The 25,583-nt window shown below is 37.1% G+C and carries 21 protein-coding genes; 12 read left to right on the forward strand and 9 right to left on the reverse strand.

Annotated elements, in window-relative coordinates; translation table 11 throughout:
- The first annotated feature begins 69 nt into the window (after positions 1-69).
- Complete coding sequence (locus FHG85_RS06540) at positions 70-660, forward strand: hypothetical protein (RefSeq protein ID WP_173074178.1); 591 nt, start codon at positions 70-72, stop codon at positions 658-660.
- Between the two features lie 51 nt (positions 661-711).
- On the opposite strand, the gene FHG85_RS06545 is transcribed toward FHG85_RS06540, so the two are convergent.
- Complete coding sequence (locus tag FHG85_RS06545; protein ID WP_173074180.1) at positions 712-912, reverse strand: cold-shock protein; 201 nt, start codon at positions 910-912, stop codon at positions 712-714.
- Positions 913-1,116: 204 nt separating this feature from the next.
- Between FHG85_RS06545 and FHG85_RS06550 the strand changes: the two genes are divergently transcribed.
- The 11 genes from FHG85_RS06550 (at position 1,117) to FHG85_RS06600 (ending at position 14,461) form a co-directional block, all read left to right on the forward strand.
- Entirely contained in the window at positions 1,117-1,611 is a 495-nt protein-coding gene (locus FHG85_RS06550) for an FKBP-type peptidyl-prolyl cis-trans isomerase (protein ID WP_173074182.1), read from the forward strand.
- Positions 1,612-1,723: 112 nt separating this feature from the next.
- Positions 1,724-2,251 (forward strand): hypothetical protein, encoded by a 528-nt coding sequence (locus FHG85_RS06555; protein WP_173074184.1) that lies wholly within the window; start codon positions 1,724-1,726, stop codon positions 2,249-2,251.
- 80 nt (positions 2,252-2,331) lie between these two features.
- Entirely contained in the window at positions 2,332-3,618 is a 1,287-nt protein-coding gene (locus FHG85_RS06560) for a dicarboxylate/amino acid:cation symporter (protein WP_173074186.1), read from the forward strand.
- Positions 3,619-3,701: 83 nt separating this feature from the next.
- Positions 3,702-4,337 carry an ATP-binding protein gene (locus FHG85_RS06565; protein WP_173074188.1) on the forward strand — a complete coding sequence of 212 codons (636 nt, stop codon included), beginning with the start codon at positions 3,702-3,704 and terminating at the stop codon, positions 4,335-4,337.
- A gap of 15 nt (positions 4,338-4,352) precedes the next feature.
- On the forward strand, positions 4,353-7,277 hold the full coding sequence (locus FHG85_RS06570; RefSeq protein WP_173074191.1) for an ATP-binding cassette domain-containing protein: 2,925 nt from the start codon (positions 4,353-4,355) through the stop codon (positions 7,275-7,277).
- Positions 7,278-7,552: 275 nt separating this feature from the next.
- Positions 7,553-8,512: an IS30 family transposase gene (locus tag FHG85_RS06575; protein WP_173074193.1), complete on the forward strand. Its 960-nt coding sequence runs from the start codon at positions 7,553-7,555 to the stop codon at positions 8,510-8,512.
- Positions 8,513-8,604: 92 nt separating this feature from the next.
- The gene (locus FHG85_RS06580) at positions 8,605-9,498 is read left to right on the forward strand and encodes a hypothetical protein (protein ID WP_173074195.1); all 894 of its coding nucleotides are present in this window, start codon (positions 8,605-8,607) and stop codon (positions 9,496-9,498) included.
- Between the two features lie 17 nt (positions 9,499-9,515).
- Positions 9,516-9,980 carry a hypothetical protein gene (locus FHG85_RS06585; protein WP_173074197.1) on the forward strand — a complete coding sequence of 155 codons (465 nt, stop codon included), beginning with the start codon at positions 9,516-9,518 and terminating at the stop codon, positions 9,978-9,980.
- A 14-nt stretch (positions 9,981-9,994) separates the two neighbouring features.
- On the forward strand, positions 9,995-11,293 hold the full coding sequence (locus FHG85_RS06590) for an OmpA family protein (RefSeq protein ID WP_173074199.1): 1,299 nt from the start codon (positions 9,995-9,997) through the stop codon (positions 11,291-11,293).
- On the forward strand, positions 11,271-11,642 hold the full coding sequence (locus FHG85_RS06595; RefSeq protein WP_173074202.1) for a response regulator: 372 nt from the start codon (positions 11,271-11,273) through the stop codon (positions 11,640-11,642). Before FHG85_RS06590 ends, FHG85_RS06595 begins: the two co-directional genes overlap by 23 nt.
- 8 nt (positions 11,643-11,650) lie before the next feature.
- Positions 11,651-14,461, forward strand: coding sequence for an ATP-binding protein (locus FHG85_RS06600; protein ID WP_173074204.1), 2,811 nt, complete (start codon positions 11,651-11,653; stop codon positions 14,459-14,461).
- A gap of 111 nt (positions 14,462-14,572) precedes the next feature.
- Here the strand turns inward: FHG85_RS06600 and FHG85_RS06605 are convergent, their stop codons facing one another.
- Genes FHG85_RS06605 through FHG85_RS06640 form a run of 8 tightly spaced genes read right to left on the reverse strand, consistent with a single transcriptional unit; the run spans position 14,573 to position 25,578 of the window.
- Positions 14,573-17,656 (reverse strand): PAS domain S-box protein, encoded by a 3,084-nt coding sequence (locus FHG85_RS06605; protein ID WP_173074206.1) that lies wholly within the window; start codon positions 17,654-17,656, stop codon positions 14,573-14,575.
- Between the two features lie 3 nt (positions 17,657-17,659).
- Positions 17,660-18,106, reverse strand: coding sequence for a response regulator (locus tag FHG85_RS06610; protein WP_173074208.1), 447 nt, complete (start codon positions 18,104-18,106; stop codon positions 17,660-17,662).
- Between the two features lie 5 nt (positions 18,107-18,111).
- Positions 18,112-18,720, reverse strand: coding sequence for a chemotaxis protein CheC (locus FHG85_RS06615; protein ID WP_173074211.1), 609 nt, complete (start codon positions 18,718-18,720; stop codon positions 18,112-18,114).
- 7 nt (positions 18,721-18,727) lie between these two features.
- Positions 18,728-19,090, reverse strand: coding sequence for a response regulator (locus FHG85_RS06620; RefSeq protein ID WP_173074213.1), 363 nt, complete (start codon positions 19,088-19,090; stop codon positions 18,728-18,730).
- A gap of 21 nt (positions 19,091-19,111) precedes the next feature.
- Positions 19,112-20,161: a protein-glutamate methylesterase/protein-glutamine glutaminase gene (locus tag FHG85_RS06625; RefSeq protein ID WP_173074215.1), complete on the reverse strand. Its 1,050-nt coding sequence runs from the start codon at positions 20,159-20,161 to the stop codon at positions 19,112-19,114.
- A 15-nt stretch (positions 20,162-20,176) separates the two neighbouring features.
- On the reverse strand, positions 20,177-21,016 hold the full coding sequence (locus tag FHG85_RS06630) for a CheR family methyltransferase (RefSeq protein WP_173074217.1): 840 nt from the start codon (positions 21,014-21,016) through the stop codon (positions 20,177-20,179).
- A gap of 9 nt (positions 21,017-21,025) precedes the next feature.
- Positions 21,026-23,521 carry a HEAT repeat domain-containing protein gene (locus FHG85_RS06635; RefSeq protein ID WP_173074219.1) on the reverse strand — a complete coding sequence of 832 codons (2,496 nt, stop codon included), beginning with the start codon at positions 23,519-23,521 and terminating at the stop codon, positions 21,026-21,028.
- Positions 23,518-25,578 (reverse strand): methyl-accepting chemotaxis protein, encoded by a 2,061-nt coding sequence (locus FHG85_RS06640; RefSeq protein WP_220429246.1) that lies wholly within the window; start codon positions 25,576-25,578, stop codon positions 23,518-23,520. The genes FHG85_RS06635 and FHG85_RS06640 overlap by 4 nt, the downstream gene beginning before the upstream one ends.
- Positions 25,579-25,583: the final 5 nt, after the last annotated feature.

The following is a 25,583-nucleotide window of genomic DNA, read 5'->3' on the forward strand; positions in this document are numbered from 1 at the left end:
TTAACACTAACGGTTTTAGCAATTTAAACATAAATATTTAATATTGTGTTCAAATAAAATTCACTCTTTATGAAAAATAGATTAGTCCCAATCATAATAGTTTTATTTTTAACGCAGTATACGTTTGCTCAAAGCAATAACCATTTTGATAGGTTTAGCGATAGACTTTTTTATGGTGGTAGCATAGGGATAGCAATTGGGAGCAGAATAACTCAAGTTGATATTCTTCCGCAAGCTGGGATTTGGATTTTTCCTCAATGGTCGCTAGGGCTTGGGGGTAGGTATACTTATCGCAAAGAACGTTTTAGCCTACTTGAAGGAAATACGAGGCTTGATCCTATTAAGACTACCATTTGGGGTTACTCAGCTTTTACCGATATTCTTCCAATTCCCGATTTTAACGAGGCTTTTGGTGTCGATTTACATGGAGGAATATTTTTACATGCCGAATTAGAGAATTTGTATCTCGATAGAAAACTATTTGATTCAACATCTGACGAAGGGATGGGTTGGATTAATATGTATATGGTGGGTTTTGGTTGGCGTCAACGTTTAGGACGAAAAGCTGCAGCCAACTTTATGGTTTTGTGGGATTTAACTGATAACAGGTATTCCCCTTACACATCAAACCCCATACTTCGGTTTTCGTTAACACTATAAAAAAAGCCCCATACATTGATGGGGCTATTTTTTTTATGTTAGGAATAGATATTATTCTAACACAACAACATTTACAGCCTGAGGGCCGCGTTTACCATCGGAGATCTCAAAGTCTACGGATTGTCCTTCATCTAAACGTTTGAAACCTTCCCTTTGAATACCTGTGTAGTGAACGAAAACATCGTTACCTTCTTCGGTTTGGATGAAACCATATCCTTTAGCTGCATCAAACCATTTTACTTTACCTTTCATGTTACTAATAAAATAAATTGTGAATAAATTAATTTTAAAACATTACAAATATGTAACTATTATTTTAATAACCAACAGAAATCACAATTTTTTGTTCATTATAGTTTGAAAAATTTTTCTTTTGCGAACAATTAACACAATATCTTTGTTTATACAGAAAGAAAGTATTTTCTTTGATAAATAATTATTTTAAAATTAGTACACATGAATGTTTCAAAAGACACAGTAGTTTCGCTAAGTTATAATCTTAAAGTTGATGGCGAACTAATTGATTCTGCTCAAGCAGAGAACCCATTAGTTTTTCTTTATGGTCATGGTCAGCTACTACCTTTATTTGAAAACAATATAAAGGATTTAAATGTTGGCGACAATTTTGAATTTACAATTCCTGCTGCCGACGGATATGGCGAAGTTAATCAGCAAGCTATAGTTGAGTTACCCAAGGATATATTTGTTGTTGATGGAGAACTTCAAGAAGACCTTTTGGTTATTGGAAACCGTATTCCTATGCGTGATTCTGAAGGCAATGCTCTTGATGGAACTGTTGTTGAAGTTAAGGAGAGTGCAGTTGTAATGGATTTCAATCACCCACTTGCTGGTAAAGATTTACACTTTACTGGTAAGATTGAAAACATTCGCGAAGCAACACCTGAAGAGATTAGCCACGGTCATGTTCACGGACAAGGAAATGCTCACTAGTATGTTTTAGAATTTAATATTGTTTTATAAAGGGGTGATTTTTCACCCCTTTTCTTTTATTATTAGTCAACTTTTTCATACATTAGCACATGTTACTAAACTTTTAAAAGCTATGAGAAGTAAATATTTGGCTGCGGTACTATTGTTTTCAGCTGTGCTTATTAGTTGTAATGGAAGTAAAGATGATGATGAAAACTTGAATATTATTACATTCGGCGATAATCAGTTTTCCCTATACCGGGGTTTCTATACCAAGTTAGATACCTTGCTTAGTACTGGCGCAACGCCTTTTATTATTAATCTTCTAGGTGAAGGTGTTACTATAAATAGCGAAACAGATCAAGTTACAGGGACAGGATCGTTGATCAGAGCATATTTTTACTCCGATAACAATATTCAAGTAAGCAATGGCCTCTATACCATTGACCCATTCAATAAGAAAGAAACGAATGGTGTAGATTCCTGTGTTATTTACTACAACTACAATTTTGAAGTTGATACTGGGGCTGTTTATACTATATATGCTGGTACATTTAATGTTTATAACCTAGGTAGAATAATGAGCTATAAAATTGATGTACAAACAAAAGATCTCACTCATTTTACTGGGGAGTTTCAAGGAACCATGGATCAACTCTAATCATTTCTTACGAATTTATATATAGCTGAATTACCCTTATTTCTGTTTTAATAACCTGATTTAATCTATTAATTAGTGTCATGAGTCGTAAAATCCCATTATATGCCAAGATTTTAATTGGTATGGCTTTTGGCTTGTTATTTGGTTTTTTGGTTGTTTTACTTGGGTTAAATCAATTTGCCAGTGATTATATCAAACCTTTTGGTGTAATTTTCTTAAACCTACTAAAGTTAATAGCTATGCCATTGATTTTTGCATCATTGGTAAGTGGGATTGGTGGTTTAAAAGATATTTCAAGTCTCTCTAAATTAGGGTTAAAAACCGTTTCTTTATACATTGTAACTACCATAATTGCTGTTTCAATTGGGCTAACAATGGTTAGCATTATTAGCCCGGGTAGCTACTTAAGCCAAGAAAAAAAAGCAGAGTATTTGCAACGCTTTTCCAACGATATCACTGAAAAACAAAAGGTTGCCGAAAGTCTTTCAGATAACTCGCCACTACAGTTTTTGGTTGATATTGTACCTGAGAATGTTGTAGAGGCAGCATCTAATAACACTTCAATGTTGCAGGTAATTTTCTTTGCAATATTATTTGGTGTCGCATTAATTCTTGCACCTAAATCGAAAGTTAGAATTGTAAAAGATTTTGTTGATGGTTTAAATGAAGTAATACTTAAAATTGTTGATATAATCATGCATACAGCACCCTTCGGTGTTTTTGCTTTAATGGTTTCGTTATTAGTTGATTTTGTTGGTGATGATTTATCTGCATCGGCTCAACTATTTGGGTCGCTTGGTTTATACGCACTAACTGTTGTTTTGGGCCTTGCGTTAATTGCTGGTATTATATACCCAACCTTTCTGAAGTTCTATGCTGGCATTAGCTTTAAAAAGTTTTACAGGGCCATATTCCCGGCGCAGCTGGTTGCTTTCTCTACCAGCTCAAGCGCTGCTACGTTACCTGTTACAATGGAACAGGTAGAAAATGAGCTTAATGTCCCCAACGAAGTTTCAAGTTTTGTTCTACCCATTGGGGTAACTATTAATATGGATGGAACCAGCCTGTATCAAGCAGTTGCTACCGTTTTTATAGCTGAGGTTTTTGGTGTTGAGCTAACTTTTGTTCAGCTACTTACAATTCTTATTACCGCTACTTTGGCTTCGATTGGTTCTGCTGGCGTACCTGGAGCAGGTATCGTTATGCTTATCATTGTTCTTAACTCAGTTGGGCTACCAGTTGAAGGATTGGCATTAATCCTTGCAATTGATAGGCCTTTGGATATGCTTCGTACATCCCTAAATGTAACTGGCGATTCAATGATTGCAACAGTAGTTGCTAAAAGCGAAGGGATGTTAGGGAAATAAAATTTCATTTATCCACGATTTTATTTATTTCCTCTATAATAAATTCCTTTTTTTTTACTATTTTAGGCTATTATTTGATAGCCATGGATAATTTATTTAGAAAAAATCAAGCAGAACTGTTAAAGCAGCTAGGATTTGAATCTAGAACATTATTGAATGGTATCACAGGGCCTATTCAGCTTATGCGTTCAATTAGTACAGACCCTAATCTGCTTGATGTTTTGCATATTCTTGAACTAAGTACCATTCGCTTTGAAAAATTTTCCCTGCGATCTCAAATCCTTGCCGATTTATTAGTTCAGTCTAACGAGGTTAAAACCGAAGAGTTTGATCTTTCCGATTTACTAAAACATGCTGTTCTTGAACTGAACGATTTTTTGAACTTCTATTCTGTAAAAGTTGATATTGAAAATAAGCTTCCTTCAATCATTGTTAATGCTTCAAAAGATTTGTTTTTTCAATCGCTGTTGATAATTTTTGAGCAATTCATGGAACTGCTTGAAGCAGGAGCTGTGATTAAAGTTCAAAAGACAACCGATTCAACGAAAATTGAAATTTCAGCCCGTGATAACGGTTTTTTATTCAATAAGTTTAATTTCGATACGGATGAACTTCCTAGCGATATCGACCTAGCATTGCTTGTAGAATGTTTCAACAGGTTTAGAATAGGTTTTAATGTCCAAGCAAAGGATAATCAATCTTATGTCTTAATTGGTTAAATTTGGCAAGGCTTTATGAATGAACTTCTTGTAAATTCTCACATTCAACTTTTTGCACATATCACTCTTCAGAGCGATAAAGCTGTTCAACATCTTGCCGAGATTTACACCGAAGTACTCTTCACTCGCATTTTAAATGCAAAAATTGGGAAAGAGCAAAAAATAAAGCTACGAAATTTAATAAGCGAAAAGAAAAAAGAAGAAAACCTTTTTGAAATCGGACCAATTTGCTCCAACCTCAATAAAAATACTTCCATACAGCAACGGCTTTTGCTTTTAATCAATCTTTTAGAGTTTGGTCTGTTTGTTCAAAAAAATGCTATTCTTCTTTCAAAATCCGATAGCTTGTTTGCACTTATTCAGGATATATCTGACTATTTAAATATACCCAAATCAAATTTTAACCTAATAAATAGCTTTGTTTCAGGAAAGCTATATGAAATTCAAAACCGAACCAACATTTTAGTAGTAAAATCGCAAAATCCTAACCTAAACGGCACCCATTTTATTAAAAATGAGCTTATTAATGGGTACTTCGTTTTTGTTTATCTGTCTAACATTCAGGTAATATTTTTTAGGTATTTTGGCGATGAGCATCTTACCCACAATTCAAAAAACATTCAACCAAATTCCATATATTCATTTCAGAGCGGTTCCGTAATATCGTTAAATGGAAAGCCAATAATTTATTTTAGCGATATAATCTCAAAATTTAAAGGGCTTTCAGATAAGGATGCCGTTATACTTAATGTGAAGAATGTTGAATTTACCTATCCAAAATCAAAATTTGGAATACATAATCTTTCGTTTTCAGCAAAATCAGGTGAACTTATTGGGGTTATGGGTGGAAGCGGGGTGGGAAAGTCAACACTATTCAATATACTAAATGGTTCTTTTGAACCAAACAAGGGGTCCATTTCGTTGAATGGGGTGAACTACACCGATGAGCTGGATAAAATCCAACAGCTAATTGGTTTTGTTCCCCAGGACGACTCACTATTTGAGAACCTTACAGTTTATGAGAATTTATTCTACACCGCTCAGCTTGCAATTGGAAATATTAGCTCAGACCAAACCAATGAAATAGTTAATGCCCGTTTATCAGAATTTGGTTTATATGCAATTAAAGACCTCAAGGTTGGGAGTTCCTTATCTCGTAACATTAGTGGAGGGCAGCGTAAAAGGTTAAACATTGTTACAGAGATTATTCGAGAGCCCAAAATCCTTTTGGTTGATGAACCAACCTCAGGCCTTTCATCCGCCGACTCGCTTAGGGTTATGTCTTTGCTTAAAGAACAAGCACTTACTGGGCGTTTGGTAGTTGTAAATATACATCAACCTTCGTCGGAAATATATAGGCTTTTTGATAAAATCTTAGTGCTCGACGAGGGGGGCTTCATGGTGTTCTATGGTAATCCACTTGAGGCAGTAAGGTATTTTAAAACTCAAGCAAAAAGAATAGATGCCGACGAGGTAGAATGTAGCACCTGTCACAACATTAAATCCGATGAGATTTTTGATATAATTGCAGAGAAAAAGGTTGATGAACTTGGACAAATAACCGAAGTCAGAAAAGTTAAACCTGTTGATTGGAGTTCAAGATTCAAACCTAAAGATATAGAGATTGAAACTACAAAAGAACTACCCAAAATAAGCTCATCAAAGGCATCTATTTTTAAACAGTTAAGAGTTTTTCTTACCAGATTGACCTTGACCAAGTTACGCGATGTGGAGTTCTTCATATTTGCATTTGTTATACCCGTACTTTTAGCCACAGTTATAGCCCTTTTTAGTAAGTACACGACACCTACCGAGACAGGTGATTACGTTTATGTTTTTTACGAAAATTACAACATCCCAATATTCTTTCTCACTAGCATAATATCATGCATGTTCCTCGGGATGATTGTTACCTCCGATAGCATCATTAAGGATGCCAATGTAAATAAAAGGGAGGCTTTTCTTTTCCTCAGCCGAAAAGCATACTATAACTCCAAGGTAGTTTTCTATTTCGGTTTAACCATAATTCAAACGCTAATTTATACTGGTATATCAGTATTAATACTTCAAATAAAGGGGATGTTTCTTGAAATTTGGCTTGTAATGCTGTTAATGGGATTCTTTGGAAATATTGCAGGATTAATTGTTTCAACCATTTTCAAATCGCTATCAGCCGCATATCTTATTGTCCCATTCCTTGTTATTCCACAAATAATTCTCAGCGGAATAACCATCCCATTTGAACGTATGAATAATTACCTTTCGCACCCTGAGTATGTTCCTGTTATTGGTCTAGTTTCTCCATCGATGTGGGGTATGGAAGCCTTGCTAGTATATCAATATCAAAACAATGAGTATGAAAAGAACTTTTTTGCTATAGATTTTATTGAAAGCCAGGCTAGAATTCAATCACAGTACTTAATCCCAAAGCTGTTTCAGCTTATTAATAAGTTTAATGATGTAGATGACAATAGTAAAAAAAGATACCTAAAACTTATTAAGAATGGTTGTGCACAGCTAGATATTAAATTGGATGACTTATCCACATCAAAGGAACAAAAAAAATTAATAGTTGAGCTAAAAGATTTACAGAAGGTTAAGCAGAAGAACTATTCGTTAGCGTTAAGAAAAAAGGATATGATATACACCTCACTTATTAAAAAGTACGGAAATAACGAAAATGTTCTTGCGCTTAAAAATACCTATACTAACAAAGGGGTTGAAGATTTAACCCTAGCCAGAAAAAATATAACTGCTATTAAAATTGTTGAGGATCGAATTGTTCAAACTATCGACCCTATTTTTAAAATTCCAACAAGTAAATGGGGAGGGCTCATTTTCTTGCACCCTATAAGAAACTCGGTAATAATCTTTTCAATACCTTTCAATTCAACACAGCCATTCTTTTTATATTCCTTACTGCAATTTATTTTCTGCTGATATTTGATATCTTCCCTAAAGCTATCAAAAAGAAATGAAAAGCTTTTAGGCTGTGAAAGTTCAATTAGTAAATGCGAAAAAATTCTTGAATGATGATGATGATGGTCTGTTGATAATCGGAAATAACTTTTAGCAAAGCGTTAAAAAAGTTATTCTGATTATCAATAGGCAACGACAAGAAAAGAATTTAAATTAAAGAAAGAGAGAAAAACTAAAAAGTATTTTCTCTCTTAATGCAAATGTTCGACCTTTGTTTTCGCCAAAAAAAAATACGGATGAAGCATTTGACATTGGAGCAAAGATACGCATTAAAAGCGTATTTGGATTGCGGGAAAACAAAAAGTGCAATAGCCAGGGCTTTAAAAGTTCACAAGAGCACTAATTATCGTGAAATAAGTCGCAATAGTAGCAAGCGAGGTGCTTATAATCCTGATTCTGCTAACGAGTTAGCGGAAGAGAGGAAAGAGCGTTTCTGTCAGAATCGCAGGTTTGATACAAGCATGCAAGTAAAGATAGACAATTGGATAAAAGAAGAGCAGTGGTCGCCAGAGCAAATAAAGGGACATTGTGATAGAAATGGGATTGAAATGGTATCTCATGAAAGAATATACCAGTACATAAGGGCAGATAAACAGGCCGGAGGAGAGCTGCATAAGCATATGCGGCATAAGCTAAAACACCGCAATCGCCCTGTTGGAGGGAAGCATGTGGTTATAAGAAACAAGGTTTCCATTGACGATAGGCCTGCTGTAATAAACAACAAGGAGCGTTTTGGTGATTGGGAGATTGACCTAATTGTTGGGAGGAATAATAAAGGAGCAATGGTAACTTTAGTTGAAAGAAAAACATCAATGATTTTAATAAGGAAATTGGAGGATGGTAAAGATGCAGATGGACTTGCTAATACCGTAATTAGAATGCTACTGCCCTATAAGAACAGCGTAAAATCAATAACCAGTGATAACGGTTCCGAATTTGCCAGACATGAAAAAATAGCGAAAAAATTGCAGGCTGACTTTTACTTCGCTCATCCATATTCTTCTTGGGAAAGGGGATTAAGTGAGTACTCTAATAAATTAATAAGACAGTACATCCCTAAAAAATCAAATTTTGATACCTTTGATTCAGATTTTGTGAAACAGGTACAACATAAAATAAACAGAAGACCAAGGAAGAATTTGCATTTTAGTACTCCAAAAACAGAGTTCTTTAATTGTGTCGCATTTGCTTGTTGAATTTACGCTGTACTAAAAAACATAAAACATTTGCATATTAAATGTAAAGGGTTTAAATTCGGGGTTAATCAAATTACTTAAAAAAATAGCCTATGAAGCGTTTTCAGAGTTTCTTTTTAGCTGTAATGCTATTACTACCGGCATTATTTGTATCGTGTTCAGGTTGCAAAACAAACAAGCAGGAAATTACCGATACTGTTCTTACAGAAGATACCCTTTCTGAAATCGAAATGGATATAATGCTTCCAACTCCTTCAGAGGTTTTAAGCATTGTATTGACTACTGGTATAAAGTATTCAGATGACTACATGGCACCTTTAGGGGTTGAAAAGAAAACGGAAATGATAAAGCATAAAGCTTTAATCCTAGGTGTATACTTTGCCGATTTTGCTTATGCAAATTATTTTAACCAACGCAGCGCATCATCGGAGTATTTTAAGGCAGTACAGGACTTATCGGCTAATTTGGGAATAGGTTCAATCCTTAACGATGCTTATTTCAAACGTTTTGATGCAAATCTTAACAACCCCGATTCCTTAGATGCCATTTTTGAGGATTTTTCAGAAAATGCCTATAATACAATAATTGAATCTGGCAACAATGAGCTCCTATCCATGATTGGTATTGGTGCTGCAATTGAGGTGCTTAACATTGGAATTAATTCCATCGAAAATGCGGTTAACCCCGACGAGGCTATTCAATCAGTAGTTGATCAAAGCGCCGTATTCGATAACTATTACTCTAACTTTATGGCTTATAATGCCGATAAGCCAGAGTTTAAAGAGCTGACAAAAGATATTTCAGAAATCTTTGATTTCTTTAAGGAAAAATTAGTGCAAGCTAATGATGAAGTAGTTGTAAAGGATAGTGAAAACCACTTCACTATCTCGGGAGGTAGTACTCAAAAACTGAACAAAACCGATTTGGCACACCTTCGTGCTATGGTTCTTGATGTTAGAAAGAAGCTTATTGAACTTAAGTATTAACCTTAAATCTGCAAGTTATGTTAAAGCGCATATTTCTTTTAGTAACTTTTTCATTAGCTGCTTATTTTTCTGCTAACGCCCAATGTACAGGATTCCATAAATTAAGAGAATGTACACCACCTGATATTAACGGTTTTAGACCATTTGGCCAATCACGCAGCCGTATGGTAGAAGCAAAAAAGACTTTTAAATATAAAGTTGTTCTTTACGGTGGATACGATTATAAAATTGGCATTTGTACTGAAAGAGGATATTATCCTATCCAGTTTAGAATTATTAATGGTAAGGATAATAGTGTATTCTACGATAATGCTGATGATGATTATATTGAAAACGTTGGATTCACAGTTGAGGAGACAAAAAATGTAATTTTTGAAATAACAATCCTGGCTAGTAAAAAAGAGTTTACTGATGCTGCAGATGCTCGTGTTTGTGCTGGTGTATCGATATATTGGAGGAGAGTACCTAAAACTGGTTTTTAATCGGCTTTTTACTAATGAAATGGTTGCATTTTCTGCTTGTCGTTTCTTGCGTTAGCACTGGGTCAATAACAAGGAGTCAAAATCTTGTAAGGAATGGAGGTTTTGAAAATAATTACAAATGTCCCGATAATTTTACTGTTAACTACTCAAAAAGATTTATCCCTGATTGGATAATGCCTACAAGGGGTACTCCCGATTATTTCCACCGATGCAGTAAGGAAATGGTTGGGGTACCTCAAAATTTTATGGGAAGTATTTTCCCTGCCGAAGGCGATGCATTCATAGGTCTTGTACTTTTAGACACCCCTGAGATTTCCGATGAAGTAGATTATCGCGATTATTTACATAGTGGCCCTTTAATGCCTGTAACCATTACGAATGCTAAACTACCTAAACCTGACACTAAGCACAAAGTTAAAAGTATAAACTATAGGGAATACGTTCAAACAAAGCTAAAAACAACCTTGCAGCCCAATCAGCTCTACCGGGTTAGCTTCAAGTATGCCCTTTCCCAAAACTCAACCTTTATATCGAACAGGCTTGGCGTTGCGTTCTCTGAGATGCCATTAAAACAAAAAAAGGGTGTTTTGTCTGTTAAACCTCAAGCTTTTATCGATTCTATAGTCGTTTTTTCTACGCCAGGCATTTGGACTGAGTTTGCTGACACCTTTCGTGCTCGTGGGGGAGAGCAATATCTAACCATTGGGAACTTTTTTAATGATTCCGAAACCCATTATCTTGAAAACGACATTAGCAACCTTAACTCATCATTACAAAAGGTAATTCTTACAAACCAGCTTGCGTACTATTACATAGATGATGTTAGGGTAGAATTAGTAAATAAGGATGAGAATGTAGATGTATCTATGCATAACGTTCCGTTAAGCATTATAAAAAATTCCGAATTATTTCTCTACGATACTCTTGGCTCTCATTATGCTATCCTTGATGAAGTCTTTTTTGACATTGGTCAGTTCAATTCTGAACCAAAAAGTTTCTGCCAGCTCGATTGGTTAATTGATTTTCTAAATAAAAATAACTATATTGGGATTGAACTTAATGGATTTTTACATGATTTTGAGCCAGATATATCTGGTGCTATTGCAAGGGTTAAATCCCTAAGGAATTTGCTTATTTCGAGAGGTGTTAGCAATGAACGAATTATTTGTAAATATCTAGACGATTGTAAAGCTATTTCAAAAAAAGTGCGATTTTATAAAGAGGGATTACCCTGCGATTATTATAGTTTATTAATTTCAGTAAGATTTTTTAATATAAATCAGCAGCCTAATGGAAAGAGATTGGAACGATAAAACAATTCTGATTGTAGAAGATGATAAGTTTAACTCTTTAATAATTAAAAACTTTTTGTCAAAAACAAAAGCTAAGCTAATTACTGCATTTAACGGTGAGCAAGCTGTTGAACTTGCACGTGAGCACAAACCAGATATAATTTTGATGGACATCAAGCTTCCTGGCATTAGTGGCCATGAGGCTACACGAAAAATTAAAGAGTTTCTTCCGAACGCAATCATTATAGCCCAAACTGCTTTTGTAACCGATGCCGACCGAAACGAGGCCTTAGAATCGGGCTGCTCCGACTTTTTAACAAAACCCTTAAGTAGCGATAAAATAATTAATGCAATTGAAAAATTTATGTAAAGCTAGCAATGAACGAGCAGCCGCAAAATAGGATTAAAATTCTACTGCTTGGCGATTCAAGTGAGCATTGCCATGAATTGGTTAGTAAAATAGCCCAGAATAGCGATTTTTCCCATTGCGAGCTGATTCCTGTTAGTAGTTTCGATAAAATCATTGCCTATTTATCAAATATTTTTGATGGTGTTATCCTTTTCCACACCGATGAAAACGAAATAAAAAATATTAATAGCTTAGTTGAACTTCGTAACAACTATAATCCGACTATTCCCGTAATAGTTCTTCTCTCAGGTCAGGCTGAAGGCATTAACATTAAGGATGTTTTAAAAGCGGATGTTAATGATGTTGTTGTATGTAGCAATAAGTTATGGCTGGAAGCGGTTTTAGCCAAGTACTTTTTCAGAAGAATAAATAGGAGCAACATCAATATACAAACCGACTACAATAGCTATCTATCGCATGTAAACAGGATTCATTATGAGTTTCCTTTTGGTTTGGTACGGGTGGTAATTAATCCGAATATTTATGTTGAATATATTAACAAGGAAGCGCAACGAATTCTGGGATTTAACCTAACTCAGCACCAGGAAGACCCTGATCTTATTAACCGCTTCTTACCTAAAGAACGTATTAAACTTGTACTGGAAAATGCAGGTACTGGTCATGAATTTCTAAGAAAGAGAATCAAAATAAGTTCTGGTAATGAAAATATTAAGTGGGTCGAGGCTGTTTATATTCCTGGCTATGAGTATAACAAAAATCATAATTCTATTGAAGTTATTCTTCGCGACATTACCGATGAGGAAGTTGATAAGGTGTTGCAGAAATCGGTATACGATATTGCCCGTATGACCAGCTCTAATTTCTCACTGAATCGCGTTTTTACCATAATAAATAAGATAATTGAGGATTTAATTAATATTGATAATATCTACATCGCACTTTACGATGAGGATACCCAGGTGGTTTCTTTCCCTTATTTTGTTGACATTAAGGATGCTATTCCACCCAAACCCCGAAAGAATTCTCGCGGATTAACTGAGTATATTCTTCGTACTGGAAAAAGTTTGATTTGTCAACCCGACTGTTTTGATAAGCTTATTGCTGAAAACGAAATTGAGATTTTTGGTACAAAACCAAAATCTTGGCTAGGGGTGCCACTAAAATATCATGATAAGATAATAGGTGTACTGGCTGTTCAGCATTACTCAAATCCAAATGCCTTTGGAGAGAGGGAAAAGTACATACTTGAATTTTTCTCTGAGCAGATTGCAAGAACTGTAGATTATAAGCGTAAAAGCGAATCTATTAAGCTGCTATCTGCTGCTGTTGAGCAAAGTCCCGTTTCTATCATTATAACATCTTTAAAACCTGAGATTGTTTACGTAAACTCAACTTTCACCGATATAACAGGTTATGAATCTAAAGAGGTAATTGGCCGGAATCCAAGATTTCTGCAATCGGGACTAACGCCCAAAGAAAGGTTTGTTGAACTTTGGGATACTATAACCACAGGAAATACTTGGAGGGGTGAATTTATCAATAAACGAAAAAATGGTGAAATATTCTACGAAGAATCTATAATAGTACCCATTACTGATGAGTTGGGGCGAAACTCCTACTATTTATCAATAAAGATTGATGTCACTGAAAAGAAAAAGCTGATACAAGACCTTATCACTGCTAAGGAGAAGGCGGAAGAAAGTGATAAGTTGAAAACTGCTTTCCTGCAAAACATTAGCCACGAGATTCGCACCCCCATGAATGCCATTGTTGGTTTTGCTGAGATTCTTGAAAATGACCATGATAACGAAGAAAAGATAAGTTACTACACTAGCGTTATTAAGCAACGCTCATACGATTTGCTTGACATTGTAAATGAGCTACTTGATATTTCAAGAATAGAATCGGGGCAACTTAAAGCTGAATTTAAGCCATTTGAACTTAATGGAATCTTTACAGACCTGCTTCAAACATTTGAAGGGTATAAAGTAAGAATGGAGAGGCACGATATTGAGATTAAGCTCAGCCCGTTACCTGAAAACATATCAAATGTAATAGTTAGCGATGAGGCCAAGTTGCGCCAGGTATTCACGAACCTTATCCATAACGCCATGAAATTTACCCATAAAGGGTATATTGAGTTTGGATTTCATGAGTTGAATAACGATAACTTAGTTTTTCGGGTCTCAGATACCGGAATTGGCATACCTGCCGATATGCAGGATAAAATCTTTGAACGTTTCCAAAAATCAAGCCCACAAGGTGTTATTTACGACGGTTTAGGGCTTGGTTTAACCATAGTCCAGAGCCTAGTTAATCTTCTTGGGGGTAAAATTTGGCTAAAATCAGAGGTGGGAAAAGGCACAACGTTCTACTTTTCAATACCATATAAACCGGAGACACAAAACCGGTCAACCACAAACGAGGAAGTTGCTAACCCGGAGTGCCTGCAAAGGTATAAGCTACTTATTGTAGAAGATGATACTTTTAACGTGGCATATTTTAAAGAGCTATTTGATAGCTTGGGATTTGAGTACCATATTGAAAGCTCAGGGCTCGAAGCAATTGAACATTTCAGGTCTAATCCTAGCTATGATATGGTTTTAATGGATATCAAGCTTCCTGATATGACTGGGTACGATGTGATAGAAAAGTTTAAGAGTATTAATCCTGAGATTCCTATCATTGCCCAAACAGCCTATGCCGCCAAAGCCGATAGGGAAAAAGCACTAAAAGCCGGCTGTGTCGACTATATTTCTAAGCCTATCTTCAGGGATAAATTGCTCGCCTTGCTACATAAACATTTGGTACACAACTAGTTGAAATAAGTTGTTTAATGTTTGGCCTATTTAAAAAAATGCACACCTTTTCAAATTGTGCTAAGTAAGTTTTGGTAAGATAGCTTAAGTTCTAAATAATTTGGGTTAATTTTAATTGCTAAGTTTCTCCTTAATTACCATTAGCAGCTCATGTTTTTTAATCGGCTTATTGATATAGCCATCAAATCCATGGCTATTAATTCTTTCCTTATCTTCGCCGAGAGCATAAGCCGTTTGGGCCACAATAGGAATGCCGGGTTTAAATGCTTTTATCTCCTCAAATGCCTTATAGCCATCCATGACTGGCATTTTGAGGTCCATTAGTATAAGTTTGATTTCATTATTCTTTCGGGCGAGTTCTACCGCCTCCTGACCATTTATTGCTCGTATGCATTTATAGTTTGATGATAATAGTATCTCATTGATAAACAAAAAGTTGAAGTCGTCATCTTCAGCTACAAGCAGAAGTTCATTATTTCCTTGCAGCTGTTCAAATGGTATCTCCTCGTTACTTTCAGGTAGAGTCTCTGGTTGCTGGTAGGGAATGGAGAATGTAACGATTGTGCCTTGCCCAATAATGGAATCCAATTCAATTGTTCCTCCAAGCAGCTCAATATATGCCTTCGATATGGCTAATCCGAGTCCAATACCTCCAACCTTAATGGTTAATGGATTTTGAACCCTGAAAAATCGTTTAAATATCATTTCACGGTATTTTTGTTCAATTCCTATACCGGTATCTTTAACTCTAAAAACTATTCGATTGTTAATTAGCTCATACCCGAAACTAACGCTACCCCTTGGGGTGTACTTTAAACCATTTGAAATAAGATTGATTAGGATTTGCTGTAGCTTTACCTTATCGGTATATATGTTAAATGGAGTGCTTAGGTTTTGGTTTGTAAGAATAAGCTCTATATCTTTATTTGCTGTAGCCTTGATTTTCATCTCATTATAAATATCCAGCATGAACTGATTCAGTTCAAAACTCTCGGGGTTGGGTTTAACCATACCGGTATCAAGCTTAGCTATTTCAACGGTTTCGCTAATAATATCGAGCAAGCGTTTACCGCTTTTCTGTATGATGTCGATATACTCACTTCGCTTAGCTTCATCAACAGGAAGTTTAAGCAGGTCGCTAAAACCCATAATGGCATTCATGGGGGTACGAATTTCATGCGATAGATTTGCCAGAAAGGCCGATTTAAGGCGGTCACTCTCTTCAGCTCTATCTTTGGCATCAATTAAATCCTGCTCAAACTTTTTCCTCTCGGTAATATCCCTAATAACAGTCAATTCTCTGTCATAACCGCCAATTTTGGTTCTTTTCAGGCTAACCTCCACCCAGAAATGCTCGCCATTTTTCTTTTTAGCAAGCCAGTCGAATCTCTGCGGACCATTTTTTGTTGCATTACTCGAATGGATGTTAATCAGCTCATTGGTATTGGGAAGGGTATCTGAACCGAGGTCTCTGTATGTGAGTTTTATGAACTCTTCCTTGCTTGAATAGCCGTACATCTCAATAGCTCTTGCATTGCAATCTATTATCCTGCCATTTTGAGTATCGTAAATTATTATTGCCTCGGATGTGGAATTGAATATCTCCCTGAACTCACTCTCCCGTTGAGCTATTTTTTCCTGGTAGGTTTTACGTTCGGTAATGTCACGTATAACAGCAATAAAACGCGGAGTGCCACCAATTGTGGCTATCTTAAGCGATACTTCTATCCAAAGTGCTTCTCCGTTTTTCTTTTTTCCCTGCCAAGTATAAGTATGTGAACCTTGATTAACAACTTTATTAATAATCTTGGTTGCTTCCGCTTCGGTATATGGCGGGTTATAAGAGCTAAGGTAACCAAATGGTTTGCCTATGAGCTCTTCTTTACTGTATCCATATAGCTCTCTTGTTGCAGTATTGCAATCGATTATGGTGTGCTTATCAAAATCGTATATAATTATAGCTTCTTGGGTTGAGTTAAATATTTCTGCTAGCTCGCGTTCCTTTTCCCTAATAGCAGCCTCTGCCTTCTTCCTTTCTGTAATATCTGCAATATATCCTTCGATAAAAAGGAGATTTCCTTCTTCGTCGTAAATACCCTTTCCTTGTTCCCATACCCATCGAGTTTGACCATCTTTTGTCAGGATTTCATACTCATCAACTATTTTTTCCTGCGTTGAAAGTGCAATTTGCCATTTTTCCCATATTGCTTGCCTGTACTGGGGTAAAATAATATCATTAAAAGAGAGTGTCTGGTTGTTAATTAGCTCTTCGGGCTCGTAACCGGTTACCTTTTTAACCGCCGGACTTAGGTATATCATTGTCCAGTTCTTGTCGTTAGCACAACGATAAATAAAACCGGGCAGGTTCTCCACCAAATTCGAGAGGGTTTGTTCTCGCTCTTGTAGTTTTATTTCGGCAAGTTTTCGTTTTGTTATATCCCGTGCTATACCATGTATGGCAACTATATCGTTTTTATCATTTAAAATTGGGGTACTATGCATTTCAACCCAAATGGAGCTGCCCTTTTTGGTTTGCCATCGGGTTATAAAGTAATTGTTCAGATTTTTTTTGGCGGCAATATTCTCAATTACACACCTATCGTCGGGATGAATCAAATCCAATAACAACCTGTGGTTTTTATATACCTCTTCAACTTTATATCCCGATATTCGTTCAAATGAGGGGCTTAGGTACTCAAAATGAGTTTTTGGGTAAAATCGGACAATATAGATTACATCGTTTGCATTGTCGGCTATGAATTTAAATCGGAGCTCTGTTTCTTTTAGTTTTAGCTCAGCGTCGCGCTTCTCCTTTTCTACCTTAGAATTTCTTAATGCATGTTCAACAGCCGGTCCTAAACGTTTAAGGTGTTCCTTTATAACATAGTCTGAAGCACCAGCCTTCATACATTCGACAGCAGTTTCCTCGTTCATTGAGCCGGTTACCACAATAACAGGAATTAACGGGTCGTACTCTTTAACAATTTTTAGGGCTTTCATGCCGGTGAAACGCGGCATCATGTAATCGGTTAAAACGATATCGGGGGTAACAGAGGTAAGCAGCTTTACAAATTCTTCCTCATTATCTGTGGTTTGGTAATCAAATTCTAAACCATGTTGCTTTAGCTCCCTGATTATTAGTTCAAGGTCGGTTTTTAAATCTTCGGCTATTAGTATTCTAGTATGTTTTTCCATGAACTAATAGGTTTCAATTTTATTGATATCAATCCAGTAGTTACCTAATATCTTTATGGTTTCTTTAAATATGTGTGGTTCAAGGGGCTTGACAACAAAGCTGTTAGCGCCAAGGGAGTAGCTACGGATAATATCATCGGTTTCGTTTGATGATGTTAATACCACAATAGGAGTATATTTAAACTGCTGATTATTCCTCAGGGTCTTGAGCACCTCAAAACCATCAACCTGTGGCATTTTCAGGTCAAGGAAAACAGCTTGAAAGGGGCTGTTCCTGCGGGGATGACTTACCCTGAACTCATCGGCAAATTTGAGAATGCTTAAGCCATTGGGGAAATAGGTAATGTGTATTGGTTGAATTGAGCGTTCCAGGTTCCTTTTGATAAGCTCAGCATCAAACGGATTATCCTCAACAACTGCTACCCTTCTAAGGATTTCGGCATGTTCCATGGCAACTAATTTTCTTCCAACTTCGATAACGAGGAGATTAAAAGTTCAAAAGAGCTAATACTCATTAACATGATAATATAACCCGTAATATGCGAATCGCGCATAATAAAGCTCATGGTTATAAGGAGGGCATAATCATTTTTGTTTTTACCGGAAATTAAGCTTTGAATCATCGCTTTTAGTGAAGTAACAGACATGTGCGGAATGCTAAAGGTGAAGTGTACGTTAAGCATGTTTCCAAAAATACCCAAACAGGAGTTCATGATAATGTTTCCTGTTTCGGTAAGCACCTCAATTGCCTCTGTGGTATATTCGGTGTAGTGTCCAATCTCATATTGGGCAACCAAGTCGCAGAGTTTAAGCCCGCTTTTACTATCGAGTACCAAAACGGCATCGCCAGATATCTCTCCTTTGAAAATTTGGTGAACTGTGCTTACCTCCCCGGGATACTTAGGCGATAGATGCTCCTCCATTTGGGAAACAGTAGTTAGCTTAACTTTGGGAACGTTAAGGATAATACGGTCGCCAGTAAGCTCCGAAAGCGAGTTTGCAGCTCGTGAAAAACCAATATTCACCAGTTCGGTAAGTGAGTCGTATTGTTCTGGAGTAAGCATAGCCACTTCATTTAAGTGCCGATTCAACCTTTTGTATAATTTCTGCTTCATTGAAGGGTTTGGTAATATATCCAAATGCCCCTTTTTGCATAGCCTCTTCAATTGTGGCTTTTTGAATATCGGCTGATGCTATTATTACCTTTTGGTTTGGATTTAGCTCTTTAATTTTAGCTAGCAACTCCAAACCGTTTATCCCTTCCATGGTAAGGTCTAGTAGAATAAGATCGGGTGATTCATGCAAAAATGTCTCAAGGACAACTAACGAGTCGCTAACCTCAATGATTTGTAAATTAGCAATTTGCCGGAGTGCCTTTTTCATGAGTCTCCTTGAGAGTGCAGAATCGTCAACAAGTAAAATTTTTTTAATCATATCTGATATTTCTTTTGTTTTTTACAATACTGTACAGGTTAGCTCTACAATCCGTTTAGCAATTTCTTCAAGAGGAATGCGCTCGTCGGAAAGCATTGCCTCATCCACTGAGCGCGGCATACCGTAAACCACACACGTGCTCTCAGCCTCGGTTAGAACAATCCCGCCCTTTGCTTTTATCCATGCAGCTCCCTCTTTACCATCGTTTCCCATTCCGGTTAAAACCAAGCCAAGGACCTTTTCGCCATAAACCTCAGCGGCAGACCGAAATAATACATCTACTGCCGGGCAGTACAGGTTCGATGCATTACCTGCCATCAATTTAGCTATTTTTTTTCCATTTTGCAAGGGGGTTATAGCTAAATGTTTTCCTGCTTTAGCAATGATTACTTTACCGGGTTCAACCGTCATTCCCTCAGTGGCTTCCACTACTTTAACTTTGGATTGCTCATTTAATCGGTTACTAAAGATGGCAGTATAACCCTCAGGCATATGCTGCACTATACATATTGGAAGAGGAAAATCGGTTGGTAGTAAAGGAATGATTTTTCTTAATGCCTGTGGTCCCCCAGTTGATACTCCAATTACAACAATCTCAAACCTATTATTTGATTTTAGCCTCCTATTGTGAATTTCAGCTACTGCAGTTTCAGGTTTGGGAATTCTGGTTTGTGCAAGTATCTTTACTTTTTCAATTAGCTCATTTGTTATTTCATAAATTTTTTCCGTGGCAAGTGCTGTTGGTTTCTGTATATACTCTAAAGCTCCTGCCTCTATGGCATCCATTGTCATTCTCCCATTCTCGCTAGCTATACTTGCAATTAGCACTGGCTTGGGATTGGTGGGCATAAGATTTTTTAGAAACTCCACACCGTTCATAACCGGCATGATAAGATCGAGTGTAATTACATCGGGATCAAGTTCCTTAACCTTCTCCAATGCTTCGACACCATTAATGGCAGTTCCTACAACCTCAATAAATGGGCTACGCTCAAGCATCTGCTTCATCACCTTGCGAATGTATGCCGAGTCGTCAACAACCAAAACTCTAATTAGCTTTTCACTGGTCATATTCTAACATTTTATTTACTCCTTATAATAAGCAAAACTATTGCCCACTTCAACAAACCTGAAAGGGGGTTTATGCTTTAAAAGCGATTCCGAAACCCCTAAAAACAGGTAGCTGTCCGATGGCATAAGTTCGTAAAAATTATTGATAATTTGCCTTACTTTTTCGTCGGAAAAGTAAATGAAAACATTTCTACAAAATATGTAGCGCGATTTGGCAAAGGGTTTATACTCATTTATGTTAGTTAGGTTAACATTGGTAAATCTTACCTTTTGGTGTATCTCTTTATCTATTTGCCATATTCCATTCTTAAAAGTGAAATACTTTTCCCTAAGTTGATCAGGGCAATTCCGAAAGGCGCGCTCTTTATAAACGCCATTTATGGCATGGCTAAGCGCTGAATTACTGGCATCGGAACCGATAATTTCGATTTTAAGCTTACTAAACCAATCATTCTCATTAAGAAGCATAGCTATCGAAAGTGGTTCTTCGCCAGTTGAGCACGCTGCGCTCCAGATGGTAAATTTTTCTTCCGAATGTTTTGATGCTTGGTTGGGGAGAATCACTTCGGTAAATGCTTTAAGCTGATCAACCTCTCTGAAAAAATAGGTTTCGTTTACGGTAACGATATTAAATAAAACCTTTAGCTCCGACCCATCATTATCGTCGTACTTTAAGAAGTAGTAGTAATCTAAAAATGAGTTTAGCCCTAGTTCCAATACTCTGGGCGATAATTTATCAATTAGTATCTCCTGTGCAGAGTTATTATAGAAAATACCGGTTTTTTCGTGAATTAAATCACGAAGCAGGGTAAATGATTTGTCTGTTATGCCTAATGTTTCTCTATAAAAGCGCATAGTAACCAATTAAATATTTAACATTAAGCTATCGAGTAATGTTTTGGCGCCTTGCCTTACTCTGGCGTTTTTATCGCTCTTTAGTTGGAATAGGATTTCCTCTTTCCCGGGTAAATCAATCTGATGCATCATGCTTAACAATAGCATTTTATGCTCAAACCCTTTATCAAGGAAGTAAAGTAGTTCTTCGAGGTAGTGTTGCCGTTTGTTAATCAGGATTTTACGCGCGTTTTCGCCTACACGAATATCAAAACACAACTCTAGTAGGTAACCGTATGCATATCGGTTATTATGGAGTCCAAGCGACTGTACACATTTAATTGCAACGTTACGATCTAAATCTTGAACATGTTCAAAGAGCGTTTTTGATGATTCATGGGTATCATAGTTGGCCAAGGCCGAAGCAGCCTCAAGCCTTATCTCAGCTTTGTGATTTCCATTTAAAAGGCCAATTAGAATCTTTTGTGCTTCAGCTGACTCGTTTAAACTTAGGGCATGAATGGCCGTTTGGGCAATATCAAGGTTTGAGTCGTGGGTGAATGGCACGAAAAATTTTGGTGAAACCAGATTTAGCTCTCCAAGAGCAAGGATTGCAGCAAGACGAACAAAAACAACTTCGTTGGAGTTTTTTGCAATTGATTTCAATTCGTCCTTGAATGATAAAATACGTAAACCTATTATTGACCTAATGGTATAGTTACGAACCCATGGGTCTTTATCGCCTAATAATTCAGATATAAGTTCCTGGGCATCATTTGAATCCAAAAATGCAATTGATTTAGCAACAGCTATTTTAATTCTGACATCATTTCGCTCAATCGATTTCAGGAAAAGGTTTTTAATATCATCTATTCCATCAAAAAATGGGAGGACTTCTACTGCCGCAATGGCAACATTGGTCATGGGAGAATTTACGGCATCAACAATGCTCTTTTTATATTGTGGGTAGCCAAAGTATCCGGCAATTCTTATAGCCGATTCCTGGGTGTATGGATCGGGCGATAGAATATAGTTTTTTAAATCGTTAGGCATATCGGGATGCGAAATTGAGTTAAGGGCAGAGATTATTGCTCTTCTTACTATAGGGCTAGGTGTACCTATGAATTTCATCAGAAATGGGTAGGCATTCTTGCTCCCTATTTTAGCCATCGCACCGGCACTAATCAGGGTTAACTCATCGTCTTTGCCCAATAAATCACAAAGTTCAGGTAAAACGCTCTCGTTGCCTATTCGCCCTAACAGAATTGCAATAACTTTTTGGATTTCCTTATTGTTAGTTTCTTTTAACTTTTCCTTAAGCAATTCAATGCAATTACAACCCGAAGCAACTGTTGTTTCAACAATTTCTTCCTGAATATTTTGATTGCCTAATAGGTTAACTAGTTTCTTTTGGATTATAGTATTTTTAATGAACACGATTAATGTTATAACCTGTTTAAGCAGCTTATCGTCATCGGTATCTAAAAGGTTGGTTAAGTTGTCTATTCCTTTGTCATTAATACTATCGTTGAGCATCTGGTGATATATAGAATCGGCAAATTGCTCTAACCCGTATTCTTTTATCCACTTTGAAATTGTACTGGCTGCTTGAAAAACAAAATCGGAGCTATTTAACCAGTTGCACAAATCTTTAAAGGGGGTAGGGTGAAGTATCCTTCCGGCCATCTCAATTCCCGCAAAAGTAAATTCGGGTTGATCATAGAGTTTTCGAAGCTTGTTATAGGTACTCAGGCCGGCATCGATATTAATGAGAGCATCAATTGCTGCCGATGCCAAAAAGAAATCGCCAGCTAGAGCAAGCCTTTCAAGTTTGGGAATAACTTTTATGTCCTTTGACTTACCCAGAGCTTCAATGGCATGATACTGAACGTTAGGGTTCTCATCCTCTAGAAGTTTTACAAGTATTTTTGATGCTTTAGGGGTTGATAGTGTCCCTAAAATCTGTGCAGTATACATTCGCACCTCATGGTCAGTTGATTTGGTTAGCTCTTGAGCTATGTTTATGAAATCCCGATCATTCCTCTTAAAGGCTTCTATAATTGATGAAAGTATTGTAGGATTGCGATGATTATTAACTAGCTCATGAATTAACACCGATAAATCAATAGGTTTTGCTTCTGTTTCATTGGTTTTAGCACTGCCATTTTTCACTTTACTGTTTTCACTATTACTCTCGGCGATTATGAGCATACCTATTATACTATTATCGCTTTGTCTGAGTGGCGTTACGGTTATATGACAACCAGTCAGATTTTTGAAGAAAAGGTTTAACGAGGGATGAAATCTTGATGAAAGGTATTCGGTGGTGCCATGACTTAAAACATTTTTTAGCCTAACTCCTATATCGGCTGTTTCAAATGTTTTGCTGAGATGGAAAATGTTTTTGTTAATTGCATGGCTAGCCTTTATTCCCGTTGCCAATTCCATCCCATTGTTCCACGATAGTATAATCCCATCGATGTTGGTCGAGAGTACCGCAATGGTATGTTGGCGTTGGTTTGTCATAGCATGGTCTTATTGATGATATCAGAAATTATACTAATTTTTTCAACAAACTGATTTAGTTTACTTTCAAGAGTTTTTGTGCTCTCGTTGTTTTGACGAGTAATATGCGATACATCACCAAGCTGTTTAAGCGCATTGTCTGATATTTGGCTGTGCTCTTTATTAGAGCGCGCTATTAAAGCGATTTGCTTGCTAATGTTCTGGTTTGCCGTGGTAAGCTCTCTAATTGCCTTTGTTTGCTCGTTCAGACCGATAGCAAGTTCTTCGGAATGCTTACGGATTCTGTTAACCGAAACTGTTATTTGTTGAGCAGCAGCAGATTGCTCGTTCATCGATTTGGTAACCGATTTTATGGTTTCAAGTAACCTGCTGTTTTCTTTTGAAATCTGCTGTCCGGCAAATGCTTGTTCTTCAATTGCTTTTTTTGTATTCAAGGTTATTTTTCGGGTAGTATTAACGTTTTCGGTGATAACATTCATTGCGGTAGCTTGTTCTTGGGTCGCTTTACGTAGGTTGACAGCTTGTTGGGTTGTAACATGTGAAGCCTTAATAATTTCGCGGGCACTTTTATTCTGCTCGTTTAGTGTTTGTTTTATTTGCTCGGAGCCTTGTCTAATGCTACTCATAGCCTTGGCAATATCTTTCGATGCCTCGCTTTGTTCGGCTATGGCTTTGCTAACCTGCTTGGCTTGTACCGATACCGATTTCATATGCTCCAATACATTTCCCAGGGCGGCTTGCTGTTCTTCGGTAGCTTTAGCAACCTGTGAAACTATGTTTTCGGTTTTTGATACTCCTTCCATTATGCTATTAAGTCCTTCACGACTTTCCTCAACGTCTCGGGTGATTTCCTCGACAACCCTTAGCCCTTCGGCAGACGATTGCGTTGCTTCCTGAGTTGTGGTTTGCAAAGAGCGAATAATTTCAGCAATTTCGGTTGTGGCTTTTGCTGTACGCTCCGCCAGATTGCGTATCTCCTCAGCTACTACGGCAAATCCGCGCCCTGCTTCACCAGCTCTTGCCGCCTCAATCGAGGCGTTTAACGATAACAGGTTTGTTCGTTCCGATATTAAATTGATGGTTTCAATTATACTTCCTATATCGGTAGTTTTTTTATTAAGCTCCTGTATAATTCCGGCCGAAACCTGTAAAGTGTCCTTTACCTTTGAGAATCCATTTATTGATTTACTAACCAGCTCAATACCCTTGCGGGCTTGTTGGGCTGAGTTTTGGGATACCTCAGTTGCTTGGTTTGCCAAAGATGTTACCGATTGGAATGAACGTTCAAGTTCCGTAAGGCTTACATTTGCTTCTTCAGTTGAAAGTGTTATGGCCTCGGCACTCTTGGCCATAGTTTCCATGTTTCGAGTCATCTGCTCGTTGGCTGTAGCTGTTTTATCAACATTGGAGTTTAAAGATTCCATAGTGGCCGAAACCTCCTCAATGGACGCTGCCAGCTCATTGATAGAGGAGGTAGTCTCCTCCGAGGCTGTGGCTAAATCTGCAGCATTCTCATTTAGCTGCTCAATGGACCTGTTCATCTCCTCAATGGAGGAGGCCGCATTATTAACACTTTCCGTTAGCGTGTTGGTCTCGCTATTGACAGCTTCAAAAGAGGTTGAAAGCTCGTTCATTGATGCAACCACCTGTTCGGCAGATGCAGCCATCTCAATGGCAAGCTGTGAAACATTATGAGTGCTTTTGCTTGTTTCTTCCATTGAAGTTGCAATCTCATCTATCGATTGGTTAAGCGACTTACCTGTGCTGCTCAGCTCTTCAACCGAAGCGCTAATCTCATTTAGATTGCTTGAGGTCTGCTCGGTAGAAGCGGCAATGGAAAGCGTTTGGTCTGCAGTTTCACGAAGACCAGCAGCTGTTTGATTCTGGCCGCTAAGTAATGATTCCAATGCTTCAGACTGGCGAGTAACGCCTTTTTTAATATCGTTACCAACCGATTCAATTTGATTCGACAGCTTTGAAAGTTCATCGATATTTAACCGTATCGATTTAAGGTCAACCTTGTTGAACTTAAATACTTTGGAGGTAAAAAGTGCCATATCTT

Source organism: Tenuifilum thalassicum (assembly GCF_013265555.1).
Taxonomy (GTDB): domain Bacteria; phylum Bacteroidota; class Bacteroidia; order Bacteroidales; family Tenuifilaceae; genus Tenuifilum; species Tenuifilum thalassicum.

Bases quoted from the DNA above. Each gene is read 5' to 3' on its own strand.
- FHG85_RS06605 (WP_173074206.1), bottom strand. From the start codon at position 17,656: ATGGAAAAACATACTAGAATACTAATAGCCGAAGATTTAAAAACCGAC.
- FHG85_RS06555 (WP_173074184.1), top strand. From the start codon at position 1,724: ATGAGAAGTAAATATTTGGCTGCGGTACTATTGTTTTCAGCTGTGCTT.
- FHG85_RS06595 (WP_173074202.1), top strand. From the start codon at position 11,271: ATGGAAAGAGATTGGAACGATAAAACAATTCTGATTGTAGAAGATGAT.
- FHG85_RS06560 (WP_173074186.1), top strand. From the start codon at position 2,332: ATGAGTCGTAAAATCCCATTATATGCCAAGATTTTAATTGGTATGGCT.
- FHG85_RS06610 (WP_173074208.1), bottom strand. From the start codon at position 18,106: ATGGAACATGCCGAAATCCTTAGAAGGGTAGCAGTTGTTGAGGATAAT.
- FHG85_RS06590 (WP_173074199.1), top strand. From the start codon at position 9,995: ATGAAATGGTTGCATTTTCTGCTTGTCGTTTCTTGCGTTAGCACTGGG.
- FHG85_RS06620 (WP_173074213.1), bottom strand. From the start codon at position 19,090: ATGATTAAAAAAATTTTACTTGTTGACGATTCTGCACTCTCAAGGAGA.
- FHG85_RS06600 (WP_173074204.1), top strand. From the start codon at position 11,651: ATGAACGAGCAGCCGCAAAATAGGATTAAAATTCTACTGCTTGGCGAT.
- FHG85_RS06540 (WP_173074178.1), top strand. From the start codon at position 70: ATGAAAAATAGATTAGTCCCAATCATAATAGTTTTATTTTTAACGCAG.
- FHG85_RS06580 (WP_173074195.1), top strand. From the start codon at position 8,605: ATGAAGCGTTTTCAGAGTTTCTTTTTAGCTGTAATGCTATTACTACCG.
- FHG85_RS06545 (WP_173074180.1), bottom strand. From the start codon at position 912: ATGAAAGGTAAAGTAAAATGGTTTGATGCAGCTAAAGGATATGGTTTC.
- FHG85_RS06640 (WP_220429246.1), bottom strand. From the start codon at position 25,578: ATGGCACTTTTTACCTCCAAAGTATTTAAGTTCAACAAGGTTGACCTT.
- FHG85_RS06635 (WP_173074219.1), bottom strand. From the start codon at position 23,521: ATGACAAACCAACGCCAACATACCATTGCGGTACTCTCGACCAACATC.
- FHG85_RS06575 (WP_173074193.1), top strand. From the start codon at position 7,553: ATGAAGCATTTGACATTGGAGCAAAGATACGCATTAAAAGCGTATTTG.
- FHG85_RS06615 (WP_173074211.1), bottom strand. From the start codon at position 18,720: ATGCTTACTCCAGAACAATACGACTCACTTACCGAACTGGTGAATATT.
- FHG85_RS06570 (WP_173074191.1), top strand. From the start codon at position 4,353: ATGAATGAACTTCTTGTAAATTCTCACATTCAACTTTTTGCACATATC.
- FHG85_RS06630 (WP_173074217.1), bottom strand. From the start codon at position 21,016: ATGCGCTTTTATAGAGAAACATTAGGCATAACAGACAAATCATTTACC.
- FHG85_RS06565 (WP_173074188.1), top strand. From the start codon at position 3,702: ATGGATAATTTATTTAGAAAAAATCAAGCAGAACTGTTAAAGCAGCTA.
- FHG85_RS06625 (WP_173074215.1), bottom strand. From the start codon at position 20,161: ATGACCAGTGAAAAGCTAATTAGAGTTTTGGTTGTTGACGACTCGGCA.
- FHG85_RS06550 (WP_173074182.1), top strand. From the start codon at position 1,117: ATGAATGTTTCAAAAGACACAGTAGTTTCGCTAAGTTATAATCTTAAA.
- FHG85_RS06585 (WP_173074197.1), top strand. From the start codon at position 9,516: ATGTTAAAGCGCATATTTCTTTTAGTAACTTTTTCATTAGCTGCTTAT.